Below are 21,672 nucleotides of genomic sequence, written 5' to 3'. Positions count from 1 at the left end.
CAAGCGCTTTCCATACGTGCTGCACCGTACCTTCGCCGACCGTGGAAGCAACAGGGCCCGGGTGTCCGGAGCCGCCCTGCGGGGCGCTGTCAGTGGTGGGGTGCAGACTGGCCCGTATCCGGCACAACGGCGTTTCGGGAGGTTCGGCCATGACCGACGTACTGCTCACCGTGGGCACCCGCAAGGGACTTTTCATCGGCCGCAGGCGTGGTGGCGCGTGGGAGTTCGACGGCCCGCATTTCAATGCCCAGGCGATCTATTCGCTCGCCATCGACACCCGCAGGCAGGTCCCCCGACTGCTGGTCGGCGGGGACAGCGCGCACTGGGGCCCTTCGGTCTTCCGCTCCGACGACCTGGGCGGCACCTGGGTCGAACCACAGCAACCGGCGGTGAAGTTCCCGCAGTTCACCGAGGCATCCCTGGAGCGGGTCTGGCAGCTGCACCCGGCGGGCCCCGAGGCGCCCGATGTCGTGTACGCGGGGACGGAGCCGGCAGCGCTGTTCCGTTCTCAGGACGGCGGGGTGTCCTTCGAGCTGGTCCGCCCGCTGTGGGAGCATCCGACCCGTTCGAAGTGGGTGCCGGGCGGGGGCGGTGAGGGTCTGCACACCATCCTCACGGACCCGAGAGATGCCCGGGCCGTGACGGTCGCGGTTTCCACGGCCGGGGTGTTCCGTACCAAGGACGGCGGTGCGAGCTGGGCTCCGTCGAACAAGGGAGTGTCGGCGGTCTTCCTCCCCGAGCCGAATCCGGAGTTCGGTCAGTGCGTCCACAAGGTGGCCCGGGACGCGGTCGACCCCGACCGGCTCTACCTCCAGAACCACTGGGGAGTGTTCCGCAGCGACGACTCCGGGGACAACTGGACGGACATCGGCCGGGGCCTGCCCTCCGATTTCGGTTTCGCCGCAGCCGCGCACCCGCACCGCGCGGACACGGCGTACATCTTCCCGATCAACGCCGATGCCGACCGCGTGCCGGCCGAGCACCGCTGCCGGGTCTTCCGTACCGGCGACGCGGGCAGCACCTGGGAGCCGCTGTCGGCAGGCCTGCCCCGGGAGACGCATTACGGCACGGTGCTGCGCGACGCGCTCTGTACGGACGACGCCGACCCTGCGGGCGTCTACTTCGGCAATCGCAACGGCGAGGTGTACGCGAGCGCGGACGACGGGGACAGCTGGCAGCAGCTCGCCTCGCATCTGCCGGATGTCCTCTGCGTCCGGGCGGCGGTCATCGGCCTGTGAGCACCGACGGAGAGCACCGGCGGTTGATCCATGAGGCGGGCCCGGCCGGGCAGTCGAGAGCGGGACCTGCCGGCCGCGGCCATACCTGAGTACGGCTCCGGATCTCCCCGCCACTCCCCCGCACCGCCCGGGGTGGGTGACGGGGCATCGGCTCCGGGCGGTTGGCACGAGATCAACAGGCCGGTCATCGGCCCGACTCGCCCCCGGACCAAACCGTTCCGCGCAATGCGCGGCATGAGGCCGGTGCCACTCCCGGAACGGCGCAATGTTCGCCACGGTCCGGCGGAATGCCCAGGCGGGTTGCCCTGTCTACGGCAGCTGCCAGTCCACCGGCTGGGCCCCCTGGCTGAGCAGGAGTTCATTGGTGCGGCTGAACGGTCGCGAGCCGAAGAAGCCTCGGTCCGCCGACATGGGCGAGGGGTGCGCGGATTCGATCGCCGGGAAGCCGTCGAGGAACGGCCGCAGATTACGGGCGTCGCGCCCCCACAGCACGGACACCAGGGGCTTGCCACGCGCGGCCAGAGCCCTGATGGCCTGCTCGGTCACTTCCTCCCAGCCATTGCCACGGTGCGCGCCCGGTTTACGGGGCGCCGTGGTGAGCGCCCTGTTCAGCAGCAGCACACCCTGGCGCGTCCAGGGCGTCAGATCGCCGTTGGACGGCCGCGGCAGCCCCAGGTCCGTGTGCAGTTCCCGGAAGATGTTCTCCAGACTGCCGGGCAGCTGACGCACCTCGGGGGTCACGGAGAAGCTCAGCCCCATGGCCATCCCGGGTGTCGGGTAGGGGTCCTGACCGACGATCAGGACACGTACCTCGTCAAAGGGTTGCTGGAATGCGCGCAGAACGTTCGCGCCGGCCGGCAGATAGGTGCGGCCGGCTGCGACCTCCGCACGCAGGAAATCGCCCATCGCGGCGATGCGTCCGGCCACAGGGGCCAGCGCCTCGGCCCATCCGGGCTCGACTACTTCATTCAACGGTCGTGGTGCCACAAAGCATCACTCTACCGGCGTACACGACCCGCTCCCCGCCGCTGTGTCGGCCTCCGCAGCCGATCTCCTGCACCCCGAAGTCCCGCTTACGGAGCTCGGGATAGGCTGCCGCCGTCATTCCTCTTCTTATTCTTACCTCTTCCTACTGGAGCCGGTCCATGAGGTCACGCAGGCGTTCGCCGGAAAGCGGCGGTGCTCGCTGCGTCCAGTGGAGGCTGTCGTGACGGCGGAGACAGAGACGGGGACGGAGACTGAGACGGACACAACGGCCGACGCGACGGATACGCCGGGGCCGTTCGTGCTCGGAGTGGACTCGGGCGGTTCCGGGCTGCGGGTGGCACTGGGCACCGTCGGCACGTCCGCCCCAGTGGGTACGACGGTCTGTGCCGAGCCGGTACGCACCGGACCTGCGGGGATCGATGCGGGCCATCTGCTGGAGCAACTGCTGCCCGCCGCCCGCCGACTGCTGGAGCGGCACGGCAGCGGTGACGGCTCCGGGATCGCCGCCGTGGCGATCGGCGCCGCCGGTATGGCGACGCTCGGCGGGCAGCTGCGCGCCGAGCTGCCTTCGGCCCTGGGGCGCGCGCTCGGGGTGCGCCGGCTGGCTCTCGCCGCCGATGCGGTGACCGCGTACGCGGGTGCGGTCGGTCAGCGCCCGGGGGCGGTCGTCGCGGGTGGCACGGGCATGATCGCGCTGGGTACGGATCTGACGAGCTGGCGCCGGGCCGACGGCTGGGGTCATCTGCTGGGTGACAGCGGCGGCGGCGCCTGGATCGGGCGGGCCGGGCTCGATGCGGCCATGCGCGCCCATGACGGACGGCGCGGTGGGTCCGCCACGCTGCTGGCCAGGCTGGAGGCGGTGTTCGGGCCGGCGCCGGAGCTGCCGGGACTGCTCTATCCGCGTACCGACCGGCCTGCCGTACTGGCCTCGTTCGCGCCCGAGGTCGCCGCGTGCGCCGGGCATGATCCGGTCGCCGCGGGCATTCTGCGCGAGGCCGCCGGACATATCGCGGAGGCGGCCGCGGCGGTGTGCCCGAAGGCCGGGGCCGACGACGAACCGTGCGAAGTGGCCCTGACGGGCGGCCTGTTCCGGATGGGCGATCCGCTGCTCGTACCGCTGCGGGAGGAGCTGTCCCGGCAGCTCCCGCAGGCACGGACGGTCCCCGGTTCGGGTGATCCGTTGACCGGTGCGCTGTCCATCGCTCAGGCGTTGGCCGCCGGGGATCTGCGACTGCCCCGCCATCCGACGCTGCTCTGCGTACCTGGTCACGGGCCTGGGCAGGAGCCCGGATAGGTGCCGACAGAGCAGGACAGTCAGCCAGTAAGCCTCTCATCGGATAAATGCGGACAGATAACGCCCGACTGGGCCCTCCCCGAACAGAGGGGCACCCAAAACCAGTAGCATGCGGCGCCATGAGCACCCCCACTGGGCCCGCTTCCGGCCTGCCTGTACGAATGCCGCGACCTCGCCAGTCCGGACGGCACCGCCGCCCGGAGCCCGTGGTCGCACCTGAGGGCGCTGCCGCGCTCGTTCTCGCCGTTCCCGGTACCCCCTCTTCGGCCACGCGCAGCCTGGCCGAAGAGGTGATCAGCATCGCCCGTTCCGAGCTGCCCGGCCTCAACGCCCGGATCGGCTACCTCGACGGCGACGATGCCGAGTACCCGAACCTCTCGTCCGTACTCACCCACAGCGCCGCCGAGCGCATCGCGCGCTTCGAGCAGGCGCAGGCCGCGGGCCGCGAGGTCGCCGAGCCCGAGGGTCCGTCCGCCGTCGTGGTGCCGCTGCTCGCGGGGCCGGACAGCGCTCTGATCCGACGGATACGGCAGGCCGTGATGGACAGCGGTACGCAGGTCGAGCTGACCGATGTGCTCGGCCCGCACCCGCTGCTCGCCGAGGCGCTGCACGTACGCCTCTCCGAGGCCGGTCTGGCCCGCGCCGACCGTGCCAGGCTTTTCACGGTGGCCACGGCCGCCGACGGCATCGTGCTGGCCACGGTGGGTGGCGAGGAGGCCGTGCAGGCCGCCGGGATCACCGGCATGCTGCTGGCAGCCCGGCTCGCGGTACCGGTGATGGCCGCCGCGCTCGACGTGGAGGGTTCCGTCGCGTCGATCGCCGAGCAGCTCACGGGCTCCGGCTCGGTGCAGCTCGCGCTGGCTCCGTACCTCGTCGGCCCCGAGGTGGCCGAGGGGCTGCTGGATGCCGCGGCGAAGGAGGCGGGCTGCGCGACGGCCGAGCCGCTCGGCGCGTATCCGGCGATCGGCAAGCTCGTGCTGTCGATGTACACGACGGCGCTCGGTATCGCGCCGGCCGCGCCGCAGGGTGCTCAGGCGCACTGACCCGGTGCCGGGCACACCCGGCAGCCGTCCGTCATCGATCGCCGGGCGGGCCTGATCTTTCCGGCCCGCCCGGCGATCGCGCTGTCCGTGGTGTGGTGTGCCGTCAGGCGAAGATCACACAGGATGCGGCAGGGGCCTCCAGCGAGCCCGTGCGGCGCGGGATGCCGGTCGCCGGGTCGACGGCGAACCAGCTGACGTTCCCGGACCGCTCATTGGCCGCGTACAGCCATCGGCCGGTGGGGTCGAGCGCGAGATCGCGCGGCCAGTGCCCGCCGCAGTCCACGGTCGTGACCAGGGCCGTCTTCTCGCCCGTTGCGTCGAGCGCGAGAACGGAGATGCTGTCGTGCCCCCGGTTGGCGGTCCAGAGAAACCGCCCGTCGTGCGAGACGACCACCTCGGACGGGTAGGTCGCGGTGTCCCCGTCACCCGCCGATCCCTCGGGCAGCACGGACGTCTCAGCGACCGGTTCCAGGACTCCCGTGGCGGCGTCCCACCTGCATGCGGTGACGGTCGGTTCGAGTTCGTTCAGGACGTAGGCGTGGCTGCCCCCGGGGTGGAAGGCCAGATGGCGCGGGCCCGTGCCCGGCCGCAGGGCCGTCTCACCGTGCAGCCGCAATGCCCCGATGGTCGCATCGAGCGCGCAGATCCGAACGGAGTCGGTCCCGAGGTCCACGCTGAGCACCCACTTCCCCGACGGGTCCGGCAGCACCTGATGGGCGTGCGGGCCCCGCTGACGGTCGGCGTCCGGGCCGCCGCCCTCGTGCCGGAGCACGGCGGTGACGGCGCCGAGGGAACCGTCCGCCCGCACGGACAGGGCGGTGACGCTGCCGGAGCCGTAGTTGGCGGTGAGCAGATGACCGCCGGCGAGCGCGAGATGGGTCGGACCGTTGCCTTCCACCGGTCGGATCTCGCCGATCGGCTGCGGCACATCGCCGGTGATGTCGAGTGCGGCGGCCGCACCGTGCTCGGTCTCGCTGACTGTGTAGAGCGCCCTGCCGCCCGGCCCCGGCCCGTGGCCCAGAACGAGATACGAGGGATCGGGGACGGCGTCCGTCGAGCCGAGGACGGTCAGCGCCCCGGTCTCCTGATCCACGGCGGCGGCGGTGATTCCCCGCCCGCCCGCCGAGGTGAACGACCCGATGAATGCCCGTCCTGCGCCGTTGTCGCTGCCCACCGTGCTGCTCGTCACCGCACTGCCTCTCTCCGCCGACTGACCACGCCCGTTCCTACCGTCGTGATCTTCCGGGGCGACGGTAGCAGTCGGCCCTTGAGGTCTAGACCAAGGCCTCGGTTGTCGGCAGGGCTCTGCGGCGACGCTTTACACACCGATCAGCGGCGCGCGCGGATCGCTGTGCAGCGGTGCGGCGAGTTCGGCGAGTGCCCGCTCCAGACCGTGCAGGTGGGCGAGCGCCGGTTCTGCGACGGCCGGGTGCGCCGGGATGCTCGGTACGCCCGCCCTGTGCGGCAGATGCGGGGCTGTCAGCGCTTCCACGGAGGCTTCGACGCGCCAGCAGGCGGCAGCGAGGCGGGCGTCGTGGGACGCTTCCGGGTCCGCGGCGACGGAGGCCAGTCCGCGCACCTCCCGTGCGCAGGTGTCCAGCAGAGCGAGCACCTGACCTGCACGGGCCTTGCGGGCGCGCAGTGGGCTCAGCGGATGAACCAGCGGGGCCAGGGACAGCCGCACCCGCCCGAGGAGCGCCTCCAGCTCGGAGATCCGTGGCGCCGGGTCGGCGGTCGTCGAACCGGAGAGTCGCGCCGCGGCTTCCGCCGTACAGGCGTGCACGCAGCGCAGGGCCCGCTGGATCCATGCGTCGGTCGTGGCGTGTGTGGTGACCGGCAGCACGAGGAGCACCGCGAGCATCGCACCGAGCACTCCGGCGCCGGTCTCGGTGAGCCGCAGCATGAGCAGGGCCGGGTCGAGCACGCCGAGGAGCCCGTAGAGCGTCCCGGCCATCACCGTCACGGAGAACACCATCCAGGTGTACGAGACCGCAGCGGTGTAGAAGATCCCGAAGACACCGATCGCGACGACGACCGCGCTGGGCGCGGCAGCACCGTGCAGCGGAACGACGACGGCCAGGCCGATGGGGATGCCGACCAGTGTTCCCAGGACCCTGCGGAAGCCGCGTACCAGCGTCTCACCGCGCGAGGCGGTGTTCACGAAGACCCACCAGGTGGCACCCACGGCCCAGTACCAGCGCTGCTCGGAGAGGAGCAGCCCCGCCGTGAGCGCCAGGGCCCCGCCGACGGTCGCCTGAATCGCCTGGCGCGTGGTCGCGCGGGCCAGCCCCTTGGCGGTCACCGGAGTGGGTACGACGGTTGCGGTCAGCCGCCGCTCGTAGCACCACAGCCCGAAGCGGACGGTCGACGAGGCGAGCAGGGAGAGGGCGACGGCGGAGTACAGCTCGGGCAATTGCCCCGGCAGGGTGTGGAGGAACTGCGTGGTGAAGAAGGCCATGAACGCGAACACGCCCAGTGAGTGGCCGCGCGGCCCCCATCGCCGGGCGTACACGCCCAGGCCCATGACCACGAGAAAGGCCGCGTCCCGTGCCAGCGGATAGTCGTGCAGCCCTGCGGCGAGGGCGAGCACCGGGAACCCGACGGCAGGCAGCAGGGCGGTGGTGATCGCCTGGTCGCGCACCGTGGCGTCCAGCACCGTGAACAGGGCCAGCAGCGCGGCAAGCCCGCCGGTGACGGCCGCGACGAGCGAGTGGCCGGCCAGGCCGCACACCACGACGGCCAGCCCGATGCCGAGGACGGCCCGGACACTACTGCGCAGCCGCAGTCGGCCCGGGTCCGGGGAAACGAACATCCTCTTCAGCACGGCATGCTCCCGCTTCTGCACACCGGCCCTGCACACCGGCATGAAAAAGGCGCCGCGGGGATCCGCAGCGCCATCGACGGGTACATCACAACATCTCTGCGGCCCGTGGCTCAACCGAGGGGGCAATCATTGGGCCATTGGCCCAGTCATTGTCCGTTGATGTGCACCACGGGTAGGCCATCGGACCGAAACGGTGCCGAACCCCGCCCGCGGCGCGGTGCGCTCGCGCATGCCGGGCAGGCCATGGCCTGCACCCGTCCGGGGCGGGGCCGCCCGCTCCGGCGCGGTGTCGGTGACCCGGACCGTGACCCCGGAGGGAAGTGGCCGATCTCCACCGCCACCTCCGCACCCGGTGCGTGGCGCATCGCGTCGCTGAGAGCCTCCTGCACGATGCGGCGCAGCGCCCGCACGGTGCGGCGCGGTGACCGCAGGACCTCCGCCGACCGCTTCACCATCTCGTCCCGCTCCACACCCGCGTCTCAAGCACGACGCGCCGCCGCCGACCTCGCGGGACGCCCCTTGCGGACGACCATGCTCTTCTTTCGCGGCCGCCCCTGCTCGTAACCACGGAACGCCAGCCAGCAGATCAGCAGCGCCATGGCGAACACGGGCAGCCAGGCCAGCCGGGCGAGTACCCAGCCGGGGGCGTCGGGGACGGTGTGCAGGCCCGGCAAGGTCCCGCCCACCAGCAGGCCGGTCGCGGTGACCGCGATCATCGCGGTCTGGTGCCACAGGAAAATCGTCATCGCGCAGAGGTTCACCGTCGCAACCACCGCCCAGACGGCCGGGCGTTGCAGCATCCGGCGCAGCGGGCCGAGCAGTAGCAGCGCCGCTCCGCACTGGGCGAGGCCGAAGGTGACCACGGCGAGGGTCGGCGGGTCGAGGTTGGAGATCTCCAGGCCGGGCACCCCGACCATGGCTGCCGGGTAGCCGGCCCCGAGGACGAGTCCGGCGGTGGCGGCGGTCCCGCCGAGCAGCAGCGTCCAGCCGGTCCTGCGGCTGTGCAGGTCGCCCCGCGCCCAGGCCGCACCCAGGCAGTACGGAACCAGCCAGCCGGCCACCACATTGACCGAGGCGAACTCGCCGGGCACCTCCAGACCGAACCGGTAGAGGTCGATGATCAGCACGACGGCGAACGGCCACAGCGGATGCAGCTTCGCCACCAGCGGGGTCGCCGCCGTCAGCGCCGCGAAGACCACCAGGAACCAGAGCGGGGACCACACGAGCTTGCACAGCGCGCGCACGGTGTCCTGGTCCGTCCCGGAGGCGAGCATCGTGCACGCCGCCACGGTCCATACGACCGGCACGACGGCCACCGGCCGCAGCAGCCGGGTCATTCGCGTGCGGAGCCACCGGCCGTAGTTCTCGCCACGGGCGCGGGCGCAGGCGTAACTCTTCGCGCCGACCTGCCCGCCGACCAGGAAGAAGACGGCAAGGGTCTGGAACACCCAGGAGACCGGGGTGAATTGGGGCATGTACTGGAGCGGGCTTGAGCCGTGCATGGTGCCGCTGTCGACGACAAGTGCGGTCACCAGCCAGTGGCCGAGAACCACGCCGAGGATGGCGATGGCGCGCAGGGCGTCGATCGCACGGTCACGGTCGGCAGGGGTGGCGGAGTCGATCTGCCGGACGAAGTCACGCATGGCGCTCTCCCGAGGGCTCTGCGGACATGGCCGTTCCGGCCACGATCCGGGCGATGTTCTTCAGCGGTACGGAACCGGGCTTGAGATAGTCGCTGTGGCCGCCGTCGCCCGCCGCGAAGATCTCGGCGCCGAACTCGGGCGAGACCGGGTCCGTTCCGAACCCGATGTCCACAAAGGGCAGTTGGAGCTTCATGTGGGGCACGTCGGCGATCCAGTCGTCGCTGCCGCGGCCCGCCCAGACGGTGGCCGGGGTGTGCAGGGCCGCGGCGTTCGCGCAGCCGGTGCCGGGGCTTCCGTACAGGACGATGTCCGCGACCCGCAGTCCGTGCGCGGCGCGGGCGCAGACGACGGAGCCGTAGGAGTGGCAGACGAGGGAGGTCCGGGCCGTGGGCCTCAGCCTTTGCAACTCCCCCATGAAGTCGCGCAGTTCGGGGGCCGCCTCGTCGGCCCGCCCCGAGGTCACCGAGGTAGGGCTCACGGTCGTCGGCGTTTCGTATCCGAGCCAGGCGACGACGGCCGACCGCTCGCCCAGCTCGCCGTGGAGTGCGAGCGCGCCGCTCCGCAGACGCCAGTAGTGGTCGACGCCGATGCCCGCGCCGGGGACCAGCACGGCGATCCGTCCGGCGTGGGACAGGTCGCCGAAGACCTCGACGCTGCGGCCCCCGTCACGGCCGTCGAAGGAGAGGAAGTGGCGTGCGGGACCGGCCATGGCGTGCAGCGCGGCAGCCCGCTTGCGGTCGCCGTGGCCGGCGGCGGCCCGCTCGGCCGCCCCGATGTCGGCACGGGTCGCGGCGTACCGCTCGGCGAGGGCCTCGGGTGCGGCGGTACGTAATGGGCCCTGGACGGCCGGAGCCGGAGCCGGTACGGCCGCGGGGCCGGCCGCTCCCGCGATCGGCACGGCCACCGAGGCGGCCACCAGCGCGGCGAGCAGGCCGCGACGCAGGCGACTGCTGCGCGAATGGGACGACATGACGGGTTGTTCCTTCCGTACCGGACGGCTGCACTGCTTCGGGTACAGAAGCTAGGGAGAGGGCTTTGTAGTCCGCGTCCCACCGGGGTGTGAACCTTTTTTGTAGCTCTGCAGGACTACGGGTATGAGATGCGAGTCGGGGTCGCGCCGGACCGGTCCGGCGGGGCCGCTGCCGGGCCATTGGTACAGTCGCAGCCCGGATCGGCCTACCAGGAAGAGACCAACGGACCATGGCGGTGGACGCCCTCGACACCCGCATCCTGCGGTTGCTCATCGAGCAGCCGCGTACCAGCGTCCGCGAGTACGCACGCATCCTCTCCGTCGCCCGGGGCACCCTCCAGGCCCGTATCGACCGGCTGGAGCGGGACGGTGTGATCACCGGTACGGGACCGGTCCTGTCCCCCGCCGCGCTGGGCCACCCGGTGCTGGCCTTCGTTCATCTGGAGGTCACCCAGGGGCATCTGGACGAGGTCGGTGAGGCACTCGCCTCGGTGCCGGAGATCGTCGAGGCCTTCTCGACCACGGGCGGCGGCGATCTGCTGGCCCGGGTCGTGGCACGCGACAACGGGCATCTGGAGGATGTGATCCAGCGGCTGATCCAACTGCCCGGTGTGGTCAGGACGCGTACCGAGGTGGCGCTGCGCGAGCGGGTGCCGCACCGGCTGCTGCCGCTGGTCGAATCGGTGGGCCGCACAGCCGCATCCAGCCCGAAATGATCACCGTCTTGACATGCTGGATGCCATGAGCTCCCGGCGCATCCCCGTCCCCACCCTCATCTTCGATCTCGACGCCACGCTGGTGGACAGCGAGCCGAACTATTACGAGGCGGCGCGCCGCCTTCTGGAGCGGTACGGCGCGCCCGGTTTCACCTGGGAGCACCACACCCGCTTCATCGGGATCGGTGTCCGAGAGACGCTGGCGGCCCTGCGTGCCGAGTACGGGATCGAGGCGCCCGTAGACGAACTGGTGGCGGATCAGGATGCCCTGTATCTGGAGCTGGCGCGGTCGTCGACCGAGGTCTTCCCCGAGATGCGGAAGTTCGTGGAGCGGCTGCGCCAGGAGGGCGTCGGGATGGCGGTGGCGTCGGGTTCGTCCCGGGCGGCGATCGAGGCGGTGCTCTCGGGCACGGGACTCGACGCGTATCTGACCACGTATGTCTCCGGCGACGAGGTGACGCACGGCAAGCCGGAACCGGATGTGTTCCTGGAGGCCGCCCGCCGCCTCGGCGCGGCGCCCGCCGGCTGTGTGGTCGTGGAGGACGCGGCGGCCGGAGCGGCCGCAGCGCATGCGGCGGGCATGCGCTGCATCGCGATTCCCTATGTGGCCGCGACGGCCTGCGATCCGGCCTTCACGGCGGCCGGTCTGCTCTTCGCGGGCGGGCAGAGCGAGTTCACGGCGCAGGCCGCGTACGACTGGCTGTTCCCGGGGGCAGGGCGCCGGCCCGCGCCCGTTCGGCGAGTTCCGTCTTCCTGACTATGGCTCCGACTCCGAGCGGGTCGCCGAACTGTACGAGCACGGCGAGGCGGTCGACGCGGCGGCGGCGCTGGAGATCGTCGCGGTGATCGACCCGGCGGACTCCCGGGCCTGGATCCTTAACGGCGCTCGGCGGCCGGTCCCCCGAGGACGTCTCCGCCCCGGCCCTCTCGCCCGGCAGGCGCCGCCCGTTCGTCGACACCTGGTGAGGAATCCGCGGCGCTGCGGCCCGGCGGAGCCCCTGCGGACAGCGAGCGGCTGCTCGGCGTGCCGTCGAGGTCCGGCGGCCCGATATCCTGATCATGCCGCGCGCCCCCACCCCGCCCCGATCCCGGTCGGGTCGCCGCCGTGGCAGTCGAAGCGGCCCACAATTCGAGATAGGTGCACAGGTGCTGGTAGCTGGTCGGTACCGCTTGTCGTCCCCCATCGGCCGCGGCGGCATGGGTGAGGTGTGGCGCGCCGCCGACGAAGTGCTCGGCCGAGCGGTGGCCGTGAAGCTGCTGCTGGGCGACCACGCGGACGAGTCGGCCACCGCCCGGTTCCGTCTGGAGGCGCAGACCGCGGCCCGCCTGAGTCACCCTCATCTGGTGGCCGTGTTCGACTTCGGGGCCTGGGAGGACCGCTTCTACCTCGTGATGGAGCTCGTCGAGGGCAGAAGCCTGGGCGATCTGCTCGCGGCCGAGGAGCGGCTCGGCGCCGAGCAGGTCGCCCGGATCGCCGGCCAGGCGGCCGCGGGGCTCGCCGCCGCCCATCGGCAGGGCATCGTGCACCGTGACATCAAGCCCGGAAACCTGATGCTGGACGCCGAAGGGGCCGTCAAGATCGGCGACTTCGGCATCGCCCAGTTCGTCGACGACCCTTCCGCCGCGCTGACCACCACGGGGCAGATCGTCGGCACCAGTCTCTACCTCGCCCCGGAGCGCGCCCTGGGCCGTACGGCCGGTGCGGCGTCCGACATGTACTCCCTCGGCTGTGTGATCTACCAACTTCTGCTGGGCGAGCCACCGTTCCGCTCCGACACCGCGACCGCCACGCTCTATCAGCATGTCGACACGGCCCCCGTGCCGCTCAGACAGCGGGGCGTCGACCTGTCCCCCGCCTTCGACTCCTATCTGCTGGGGCTGCTCGCGAAGCAGCCCGAGGACCGGCCCGGCGCCCAGCAGGTCGCCGACTGGTTCCAGAGCGATGCGTGGCGGGGACGGCCGGAGCCCATGCCCATGTACGCCCGCACGCCCCCTCAGGCAGCACCGAGTGCTCCTTACGCCCCGGCGCCCGCTCCCGCGTTCGCCCCCGCCCCGGCACCTTCCTCCACTCAGGAGGCCGGAGGCGTGACGACGTATCGCCTGCCGCAGGCCGGCAGCCGCAGACGGCGTCCGGCCGACCGGTCCGCGCCTGTCCGGCGGCGCACCGGCGCCCGCGAGGCGATCAGGCGCCGGCCCAGGGTGGCCAGCGCCATTGCCGGTACGGTCGCCTTCCTCGCGGCCGTGTACCTGGGGATGAGCCTGTTCTCCCCGGATTCCGGCTCGGCCGACACCCCGGGCCCCGGCCCCACCGCATCCACCGGACCCGAATCACCGGCCCCCGACCAGCCGGCACAGGACAGCGAGGACGACGGGGACGACGGAGAGGAGTGAGCCGCTCTCCGCTGCCGACCCCGACCCGATGACCGTACCGTCCCGACCGCGGCACTGCCCGTCAAGCAGCCGTAAGGACCGGCGGCTGCGGCATCAGTGGTTCGTCAACGGACGCCGACGGGCCGGCCGGCTTCCATAACGTCTCTGCCATGGGACGACGTGACATCCGAGCCGTGCCCGGCCCGCGCTCCGGCCGAGCACACCCTGGGCCCGATACGACCGCCTACGACCACGGCTGGGCCGGGGACCTGCGGTTCGCGGTCCGCTGCGCCGTGACTCTCCTCGGGCTGCTCCTGGCCGTCGATGCGACGGCCGGTCACCTCACCTGGCTGCGTGCACTGTTGTGGACCGGCCTGGCCGCCCTGCTGTTCGTGGTCCTGGTACCGCCACGGGTCCACGCGGGTGCCGGGTGGCTGTCCTGCCGGGGCCTGGTGCGCGAACGGATCGTGCGCACCGACCGGCTGGTGTCGGTGCGCTGGTCGGACGGAGTCTCCCAGCGCCTGGTGCTCCGTGACGCGGACGGCGGCCGGGTCGAGGTCGACCCCCAGGTGTTCCTCGCCAATCCGGCGCTGTGGCACCGGCTGGACGACGACGCCCGCGGCTGTGTGAAACGCGGGACGCTGCGGTGCGGGGTGACGGCGCTACGGCAGCTGGCCGACCGGATCGACCGTCGGACCGCGCGTACCGTGTTCACGATCTCCGGCCTGGAGTAACCGCCCCGCACGCCCGGGTTGTTGTGCGATCCCACCACCGGGGCTTGACCAAACTTGCCAAGTCCTACGGCAGCCTTCGCAGTTCATTGACGAGGCCATGGCGACATGTGAGTGTTCGGTCGCTCGATCAGGGACGACGGCGACACGGGCGACGGGGCCGGCCCTCGACGGCCGGAGCAAGTGCGTCATCGTACGCCGCTGCCCGTGATCGAGGCCCCCCGACTCAAGGAGCCTCGATGAAACGCAGACCGATGACGGCCGGGACAACCCTGGCCGTCCTCGCCGGAATGCTGGTCGCCACCAGCGGCCAGTCAGCATCTGCCGAACCGTCTCCGCCCGCCCCGACCGCGCTCTCGGCCGCGGTGTCGGCAGCCGACCGGGCCGCCGCCAGTGGTCTCGACACCCTGGCGAAGGGGCCCGACGAACAATACGAGCGGCAAATGGTGACCCCTTGGATCAAGGGCATGTACTCCGTCGCGTACCAGCGCACCTACCGCGGCCTGCCGGTCGTCGGCGGGGACGCCGTCGTGGTGGCCGACTCCGAGGGCCGGGTACGCGGCACCCAGTCGGCGGTGTCCCGGCGGATCAACGTACCGACCACACCGACCGTTTCCGCCGAGGCGGCCGAGACCGCCTCCCGCAAGAAGCTCACCACCGTGAAGCGGGTGGAATCGCACCGCCTGGTCGTGCGCGCCACAGGCAGGACCTCCCGGCTGGCCTGGGAGACGGTGCTCACCGGGCGCAGCGCCAAGGCCCCCAGCCGGCTGCATGTCTTCGTCGACGCGGGCACCGGCAAGGTGCTCGACAGCTACGACGACGTCAAGGCGGGCACCGGCAACAGCCAGTGGAACGGTCCGTCGCCGCTGGCCATCGACACCACCGCGTCGGGCAGCAGCTACTCGCTGCGCGACCCGAACCGGCCCGGCCTGAGCTGCGCCGACTACAGCACGGGCAGTGTCTTCAGCAAGTCGAGCGACTCCTGGGGCACCGGCAACGCCTCCAGCAAGGAGACCGGCTGCGCCGACGTCATGTGGGCGGCGCAGCACGAGTGGAACATGCTGCGGGACTGGCTGGGCCGCAACGGACACAACGGCAACGGCGGCAGCTGGCCGGTCGAGGTCGGACTGAACGACGTCAACGCCTACTGGGACGGCTCCTCGGTCTCCATCGGCCACAACGACGCCAACCAGTGGATCGGCGCGATGGATGTGGTGGGCCATGAGTTCGGCCACGGCATCGACCAGTACACCCCCGGCGGCGCCGACAACGAGTCCGGTCTCGGCGAGGCCACCGGCGACATCATGGGCGCCCTGACCGAGGCGTACACCAATGAGCCCGCCCCGTACGACGACCCGGACTACACCATCGGCGAGAAGATCAACCTGGTCGGCAGCGGGCCGATCCGGATCATGTACAACCCGGGGCAGATCGGCGACCCGAACTGCTACAGCTCCTCCATACCCAACACCGAGGAGCACGCGGCGGCCGGTCCGCTGAACCACTGGTTCTATCTGCTGGCCGAGGGCTCGAACCCGGGCGGCGGCAAGCCGACCAGCCCGACGTGCAACAGCTCCTCGGTCACCGGTGTCGGCATCCAGAGCGCCGGCAAGGTCTTCTACGGCGGCATGCTGCTCAAGACGAGCGGAATGACCTACAAGCGCTACCGCACGACCACCCTCACCGCCGCCAAGAACCTCGACTCCGGTTGTGTGCTCTTCAACCGGACCAAGGCCGCCTGGGACGCCGTCAGCGTCCCCGCCCAGAGCGGCGACCCGACCTGTACGCCCAGCGGCAACAACGACTTCACGATGTCCCTGGACCCGGCGTCCGGCTCCGTGAAGCCGGGCGACTCGGCGACGGCCACGGTGCGTACATCGGTCAGCTCCGGGAGTGCGCAGACGGTGAACCTGACGGCGAGCGGCCTGCCGAGCGGTGTCACCACGAGCTTCAGCCCGTCGTCGGTGCAGTCCGGAGCGTCCTCGACGATGACCGTGTCCGCGACGTCGAACGCCGCGCCCGGCGCGTACACCTTCACGGTGAAGGGTGACGGCCCCCAGAGCCACACCGCGCAGTACACCCTGACCGTCGACAACGGCGGCAATCCGGGCGGCAACGCGCCCGACATCAGCGTCGCCAACGTACAGTCGCACCTTGCGCAGCTGAACACCATCGCTACGCAGAACGGTGGCAACCGCCGGGCCGGCAGCGCCGGATACACGGCGTCGGTCGCCTATGTGAAGGGCAAGCTGCAGGCGGCCGGTTACACCGTCAGCGAGCAGACCTGCACCAGTTGCACGTACCGCGGCAACAACCTGATCGCCGACTGGCCGGGCGGCCCGTCCGACCAGACCGTCATGTTCGGCGCCCACCTGGACGGCGTCGCGGCCGGCCCCGGTATCAATGACAACGGCTCGGGATCCGCCACCCTGCTGGAAAACGCGCTCGTGCTCGCGCAGCAGAACCCGGCGATGACCAAGCATGTCCGCTTCGCCTGGTGGAACGGCGAGGAGCAGGGGCTGCAGGGTTCCGAGTACTACGTCGGCCAGCTCACCGCCGCCCAGCGCAGCACCATCAAGGCGTACTACAACTTCGACATGGTCGCCTCGACCAACGCGGGCTACTTCATCAACAACGTCAACTCGGCCGCCTCGGCCCCGATGAAGGAGTACTGGGACTCGCTGAGCCTCGCGCCGGAGGAGAACGTCGAGGGCCAGGGACGGTCCGACGACTACTCCTTCCAGCAGGGCGGCATTCCCACCTCCGGATACGCCACGGGCGCCGGCGACACCAAGTCGTCGGCGCAGGCCGCCAAGTGGGGCGGTACGGCGGGCAGGTCCTACGACTCCTGCTACCACCAGTCCTGCGACACCACGAGCAACATCAACGCGACCGCGCTCGACCGCAGCGCCGACGGTGTCGCCTACACGGTGTGGAAGACTTCCGTCGGCACGACCGCGCCGGCCGATGACTTCTCCGTCGTGGTGAAGCCGGTCTCCGGCAATGTCCAGCCGGGCGGCTCGGTCACCGCGAGTGTGTCGACGGCGACCACCAGCGGCCCCGCGCAGTCCGTGAAACTGACGGCCTCAGGGGCGCCCAGCGGTGTCACGGTCGCGTTCGACCCGGCCTCCGTACAGTCGGGTTCCTCGTCGGCCATGACCGTCTCCGCCGGGGACCGGACCGCGCCGGGTACGTACACCATCACGGTGACCGGGACCGGTACGGCCACGCACGCCACCACGTACTCGCTCGTCGTCGGTGGCGGCGGCACCTGCCAGGCGCGGCAGGCCGTCGCCAACGGCGGCTTCGAGGAGGGCGTCGCGCCGTGGACCCAGACGGACGGTGTCGTCAGCAACCGGACGTCGGAGAAGCCCGCGCACAGCGGCGCGTACATGGCCTGGCTCGGCGGCTGGGGATCCACGCACTCCGACACCGCCTCGCAGTCGCTGACCATTCCGTCGGGCTGCTCGGCCTACCAGCTGTCGTTCTATCTGCGCACCGACACCGACGAGTCGGCGGGCGACCCGACCGCGTACGACACGTTCACCGTGAAGCTGGGCACCAAGACGCTTGCGACGTACTCCAACCTGGACGCCGCAGGCTCTTACGCCCAGAAGACCTTCGACGTCGGTGCCTTCGCCGGTCAGACGGTGACGCTCGGGTTCACCAGCAGTGAGGACGCCTATCTGCAGACCAGCTTCGTCGTGGACGACGTGACGCTGAACGCAAGCTGACCCGTCATCAAAATCCCACCGGGGCGGGGCGTGTACCTACACGCCCCGCCTTCGGCGCCTCAGTGGACGACGGCCGCCAGCCGGCGGGTGAAGTCGTCGGTCTCCGGCCCATTGCCGCGCCGGGCCGCCAACCTGCTGTGCAGACCGCGCAGTTCCTGGCCGAGCAGCGTCGACGCGGTCACCTCGGTGGTGTCCAGTACGGGTTCGGCGATGGCGATCGCCGCGTGCGGATCCTGGGCGCAGGCATGGGCGTCGGCCATCCGTACCAGGAACAGCATCCGTGTCGAGTGCATCCCCTCAGGGAGCAGACCCAGCGCGGTACGGGTCGCCGCGACCGCGCGCAGCGCCAGCCGGCGGTCCCCGGTCGCCGCTGCGAGATCCCGCAGGGCCCCGGCGGCGCCGGACTCCACCCTCAGACGCACGGAGGCGACGGACAGCCAGGGTGCCTCCGTCTCGTCCTGCTCGCCGACCCGGTCCATCTGTGACCAGGCACGGTCGATATGGCCCAGGGTCTGCCGCGCGTCGCCCCGCACCGCATGCCCGCGCGCCTCGTACAGATCACTCATGGCGCCCGCCCAGAACCGGCCCGCGGCCGCCTGCCGGATCGCGCCGCCGTAGGCGAGGGCTGAGGGTCCGTCGCCCTCCAGCCGCGCCAGGGTGCTCATGTCGCTGAGCGCGGCCACCTCCGTTGCGACATGACCGGCCAGGCCGGCCCAGACCAGCGACCGGTCGAGCCAGGCCATCGCTGTCGCGTTCCGGCCCCACAACAGCCGCAGACAGCCGGCCGACTGTGCGTACTCGGCCGCCAGGGGCGCGAGTTGGCGTTGGTACGGCGCCGCGGGGAGGGCCATCCAGCGGAGCATCGCGTGCAGGGTGCGCTCGACCACGACGGTCGCTCCCGGCCAGGCGCGCTCCTCGTCGGCCCGCTGACAGACGGCGAGCAGCGCCGTCAGGGCGTGCACGGTGTCGATGTCCAGCGGCGGGCACGAGACGGTGGCCGGGCCCAGGGCACAGAAGGCCGAATGCAGGGCGATGACGTCGGCGAGTACAGGTACGCTGCAGCCGTCGCGGCCGTGCACCGGACACACCAGCCCGTAGGTGGGCAGGGTGATGGGCAGGGCGGTGTCCGGCGGCAGCATCGAGAGCAGGGCGCCGCCTGCGGGCTCGCCGGGCAGGGGGACCGTCCGGGCGGTGGCCGCTGCGGGACGTACGCGCCCGCTCTCCGCGCCCGTGCCACCCGGCCCTTCGGCCTGCGCCGCCTCGCAGGCGTCGACGAGGTCGCCGCCGGCCGTCAGCAGATCGTCCAGCCTGCGCGCCAGCGGCAGCGGTGCCCTACGGGTGCCGTGCTCCAGCTTGCTGATGGCGGTGTGGTCGTAGCCGACGCGGGCGCCCACCTGCACCTGGGTGAGCCCGGCGCGCCTGCGCCACTGACGTAATCGGGTTCCGAAGGCTCTCCATGCCTCTGCGGTACGGACATCCGGCGAAGGGTCCACGCCCTCGGTCACCCGGAACCCCGCGGAGCCCCGCCGGATGTTCCACCCGTGCCACGCTCATGGCTCATAGCCGGGAGGATAGCGAGCACGCGTGTGCGGTGTAACACTCTTTTCCAGTCGGCCAGTTGAGCGGGTCCGGATACGCATGAAGGGGCGACGCACGGGGCATATGACCGGTGAACGACAGGAGGTGGTGGCAATGGGCCGCATCACGATCGTCCGACGTCCGCAGCTGCCGTCGCGGCCGCCGCCACTCGATCTGCGAACCCCGTCCGGCCGCCCGCTGCCGTACTGAGCACGCCCCGCCGCGACCGACGAGCCGCCCGCCCTGCCCTTGGGAACCCCTGGGCGACCATCTGCGTGATGATGGACAGGGAGCCGTCGCAGCGAACGGCAGAAGCCGGAAGCGTTGCGTCGGCCGACTCGGCAGGGGCGGCGGCCGTGCGCGCATCCCGGACGAAGAAGTCAGCCGCGGCATCTCTGGGCGTGACCTTCGCTCCGGGGCAGGTCTGGATCGTCTTCGACCCGAAGTGACGCGAGCGGCATCGTCATGACCGCCATGGGCTGCAGGAGTTGAGGAGCGCTGGCGGTCCTGTGCTACTTGGAGTCGTAGGCGCGGGGCCGCAGGCGGATTGAGCCGCCCTGGCCGAGGGCGGCCATCGGCTTTCCGTAAACATCCGCCATGGCCTCGCCGAGGGCCGCGTAGGCCGGTCCGTCGGTGGAGGGCGAGCCGGTCGCTTCGGGCTCGACCGGTCCGTGCGGAACGTCTAGGTCGCGTCGGGTGCGTGGGTGAACTCGCGGATGACCTGTGCGAGCCTCGTCGGCTGATCGAGAGGGATGAGGGTGTAGCTGTCCTCGATCTCGACCAGCCGCCCCTTCGGGAGGAGTTCGGCGAGGCGTCGGCCGTGCTCGGGTGGCATCACGCGGTCGTCGCCCGCCCAGACGACGAGGGCGGGGCGGTCGAAGTCGGGCAGGGATTCGGCGGCCCTGAGCATCAGACGGGTGTCCGCCCCTGCTGCCCGCAGTGTTCGTACGGCGTCGCGGCGGATCCCGGGCTGCTCCATGACCGGCTTCACCCACCGGGCGGTGGCCGAATCACCCCGCTTGGTCAGCCGGCCGAACGCGAACGGGAGCCGCCGGAGCGCCCGGATCCGCATCTGCTGCATGAACAGCCCGAACATCCCGGGCGAGAGCTTGCCGGTGAGCACGAGCGTCCGGCCCGTGAGCCCGGGCGGGAAGTTGTCGAACGCTTCGCACGAGGCGAGCACGATCCGTCCCACGCGCGCGGTGTCTTCACAGACAGTCAGCTGGACGAGCGCACCGCCGGTGTCGTTGCCGACGAGGGTGACGTCACGCAGATCGAGGCGGTGGAGGAACTCCGCGACCAGCCGGGCGGTGCCGGGCAGCGACAGGTCGGCATCGGCCCGCATCGCGTGACGGTGCGCGCCGAGGGGCAGCGTCGGTGCCACGCACCGGTGGTCGGCAGCCAGATCGGCGATCGGTCCGTCCCACAGCGAGGAGTCCATCATCAACCCGTGCAACAGCACGACCGTGGGGCCGTCGCCGCCGGTGTCCTCGTACTCGATCGTCCCGGCGGACAGCTCGATATCCCTCATGCCGGTCGTTCCGGCGAGGAGTCCGCGGCGCCGGTGGCGATTGCGGAGTGACCGGCCGGCGCAGGGTCGATCAGGTGCCGTCGCAGGAAGGCCAACTCGGCCTCGACGGCGTGCTCGTGGCCCTCCAGGAAGGGCTCGTAGTGCCCGCCGGGCATCCGTACGAGCTCCCCGCGGGGGGCTCGGCGTGCTGCGGCGGCGGCCGGTTCGGCAAGTGCCGACCGGTCCTGGTCGCACACGAGGACCAGTAACGGGCACCGCACCTCGGACGCATAGCGGCCGGGCCGGTAGGAGCCGATACGGAGTACGGAGCGGGCGGCGACCGCCTGTTGCCAGTCCGGGTACCTGTTGTCCGGGTTGAGCGCTCGGTCGCCGTCGATGCCGTCCGGCGTGGTGAGGAGCGCGACGATGCCCGGTTTCCCGGCGAGCGGCACCAGCAGGGGCTGCCTGCCGAACAGACCGCCGACGGCGTCGAGCAGGCCCATCGCGGTGAGGCGCAGCATCACCAGTGGTTTCTGATGGCGCATCGCATTGCGTGTGGCGGCCGGGCCGTCGGCATTCGGTGTCTGCGCGATCGCTGCCGCAAGGTGTGGATTGCGCGCCGCGACGCGGAAGACATGACCGCCCGACAGGGAGAAGCCCCAGATCGCGAGTCTGGCCGGGTCGACTCCCGGCAGGGTCGCGGCGAACGCGATCGCGGCCTGCCAGTCGGCAAGCTGCTCCCCGATGCGCACGACCTGGCGCGGCTGCCCGCCGCTCTCCCCGAGGTGCCGGTGGTCGAGGGCGAGGACGGTGAACCCCGCATCGTGAAATCGCCTGGCGAACGGGTCGGTGCCCGGCTCCTTGGTCACCCCGCCGCCACCGGCCATGATCACGCAGGCGCCGTTGGTTCCCGGATAGTGCCAGGCGGCACACTCCGTGTCGCCACTGACCCAGCGGACCTTCTCGCGCTCCGCAGACACGCTCATGCCGACCTCCGAGTGGATGGGATTCATCCAGGAGAAAAGTGAACCACG

General features: G+C 71.3%; 16 protein-coding genes. 8 read left to right on the top strand and 8 right to left on the bottom strand.

What is annotated here, in order from left to right:
- Positions 1-149 precede the first annotated feature (149 nt).
- Positions 150-1,238, top strand: a complete 1,089-nt coding sequence (locus tag ACGFU7_RS17045; RefSeq protein ID WP_393696534.1) for a WD40/YVTN/BNR-like repeat-containing protein — start codon at positions 150-152, stop codon at positions 1,236-1,238.
- A 309-nt stretch (positions 1,239-1,547) separates the two neighbouring features.
- Here the strand turns inward: ACGFU7_RS17045 and ACGFU7_RS17040 are convergent, their stop codons facing one another.
- Complete coding sequence (locus tag ACGFU7_RS17040) at positions 1,548-2,225, bottom strand: uracil-DNA glycosylase (RefSeq protein WP_393696533.1); 678 nt, start codon at positions 2,223-2,225, stop codon at positions 1,548-1,550.
- A gap of 307 nt (positions 2,226-2,532) precedes the next feature.
- Between ACGFU7_RS17040 and ACGFU7_RS17035 the strand changes: the two genes are divergently transcribed.
- Both ACGFU7_RS17035 and ACGFU7_RS17030 read left to right on the top strand, forming a co-directional pair.
- Positions 2,533-3,519, top strand: coding sequence for an N-acetylglucosamine kinase (locus ACGFU7_RS17035; RefSeq protein ID WP_393696637.1), 987 nt, complete (start codon positions 2,533-2,535; stop codon positions 3,517-3,519).
- Between the two features lie 119 nt (positions 3,520-3,638).
- A complete protein-coding gene (locus tag ACGFU7_RS17030) occupies positions 3,639-4,562 on the top strand; it encodes a sirohydrochlorin chelatase (protein WP_393696531.1) in 924 nt (307 codons plus the stop codon).
- A 103-nt stretch (positions 4,563-4,665) separates the two neighbouring features.
- Here ACGFU7_RS17030 and ACGFU7_RS17025 read toward each other — a convergent pair whose 3' ends face one another.
- The 4 genes from ACGFU7_RS17025 to ACGFU7_RS17010 form a co-directional block, all read right to left on the bottom strand.
- On the bottom strand, positions 4,666-5,736 hold the full coding sequence (locus ACGFU7_RS17025; protein WP_393696635.1) for a lactonase family protein: 1,071 nt from the start codon (positions 5,734-5,736) through the stop codon (positions 4,666-4,668).
- 144 nt (positions 5,737-5,880) lie between these two features.
- Positions 5,881-7,386: an FUSC family protein gene (locus ACGFU7_RS17020; RefSeq protein WP_393696529.1), complete on the bottom strand. Its 1,506-nt coding sequence runs from the start codon at positions 7,384-7,386 to the stop codon at positions 5,881-5,883.
- Positions 7,387-7,865: 479 nt separating this feature from the next.
- On the bottom strand, positions 7,866-9,029 hold the full coding sequence (locus ACGFU7_RS17015) for an acyltransferase (protein ID WP_393696527.1): 1,164 nt from the start codon (positions 9,027-9,029) through the stop codon (positions 7,866-7,868).
- Positions 9,022-9,999 carry an alpha/beta hydrolase gene (locus tag ACGFU7_RS17010; RefSeq protein ID WP_393696525.1) on the bottom strand — a complete coding sequence of 326 codons (978 nt, stop codon included), beginning with the start codon at positions 9,997-9,999 and terminating at the stop codon, positions 9,022-9,024. The genes ACGFU7_RS17015 and ACGFU7_RS17010 overlap by 8 nt, the downstream gene beginning before the upstream one ends.
- A gap of 230 nt (positions 10,000-10,229) precedes the next feature.
- On the opposite strand from ACGFU7_RS17010, the gene ACGFU7_RS17005 reads away from it, so the two are divergent.
- The 5 genes from ACGFU7_RS17005 (at position 10,230) to ACGFU7_RS16985 (ending at position 17,550) form a co-directional block, all read left to right on the top strand.
- The gene (locus ACGFU7_RS17005) at positions 10,230-10,715 is read left to right on the top strand and encodes an Lrp/AsnC family transcriptional regulator (protein ID WP_393696523.1); all 486 of its coding nucleotides are present in this window, start codon (positions 10,230-10,232) and stop codon (positions 10,713-10,715) included.
- A gap of 25 nt (positions 10,716-10,740) precedes the next feature.
- Positions 10,741-11,472: an HAD family hydrolase gene (locus tag ACGFU7_RS17000; RefSeq protein ID WP_393696521.1), complete on the top strand. Its 732-nt coding sequence runs from the start codon at positions 10,741-10,743 to the stop codon at positions 11,470-11,472.
- Between the two features lie 440 nt (positions 11,473-11,912).
- Positions 11,913-13,106: a serine/threonine-protein kinase gene (locus tag ACGFU7_RS16995; protein ID WP_393696633.1), complete on the top strand. Its 1,194-nt coding sequence runs from the start codon at positions 11,913-11,915 to the stop codon at positions 13,104-13,106.
- Positions 13,107-13,255: 149 nt separating this feature from the next.
- Entirely contained in the window at positions 13,256-13,819 is a 564-nt protein-coding gene (locus ACGFU7_RS16990) for a hypothetical protein (protein WP_393696519.1), read from the top strand.
- Between the two features lie 251 nt (positions 13,820-14,070).
- Positions 14,071-17,550 carry a M28 family peptidase gene (locus ACGFU7_RS16985; RefSeq protein ID WP_393696631.1) on the top strand — a complete coding sequence of 1,160 codons (3,480 nt, stop codon included), beginning with the start codon at positions 14,071-14,073 and terminating at the stop codon, positions 17,548-17,550.
- A 59-nt stretch (positions 17,551-17,609) separates the two neighbouring features.
- Here the strand turns inward: ACGFU7_RS16985 and ACGFU7_RS16980 are convergent, their stop codons facing one another.
- The 3 genes from ACGFU7_RS16980 to ACGFU7_RS16970 all read right to left on the bottom strand — a co-directional run bounded on the left by ACGFU7_RS16980 (position 17,610) and on the right by ACGFU7_RS16970 (position 21,624).
- Positions 17,610-19,055 (bottom strand): helix-turn-helix domain-containing protein, encoded by a 1,446-nt coding sequence (locus ACGFU7_RS16980; protein WP_393696517.1) that lies wholly within the window; start codon positions 19,053-19,055, stop codon positions 17,610-17,612.
- Positions 19,056-19,810: 755 nt separating this feature from the next.
- The gene (locus tag ACGFU7_RS16975; protein WP_393696515.1) at positions 19,811-20,659 is read right to left on the bottom strand and encodes an alpha/beta fold hydrolase; all 849 of its coding nucleotides are present in this window, start codon (positions 20,657-20,659) and stop codon (positions 19,811-19,813) included.
- Complete coding sequence (locus tag ACGFU7_RS16970) at positions 20,656-21,624, bottom strand: alpha/beta hydrolase (RefSeq protein ID WP_393696513.1); 969 nt, start codon at positions 21,622-21,624, stop codon at positions 20,656-20,658. The genes ACGFU7_RS16975 and ACGFU7_RS16970 overlap by 4 nt, the downstream gene beginning before the upstream one ends.
- Between the last annotated feature and the right edge of the window lie 48 nt (positions 21,625-21,672).

Origin of the sequence: Streptomyces sp. NPDC048473 (assembly GCF_043200155.1) — a bacterium.
Lineage (GTDB): Bacteria > Actinomycetota > Actinomycetes > Streptomycetales > Streptomycetaceae > Streptomyces.
This window is presented reverse-complemented; position numbering and strand designations above follow the sequence as displayed.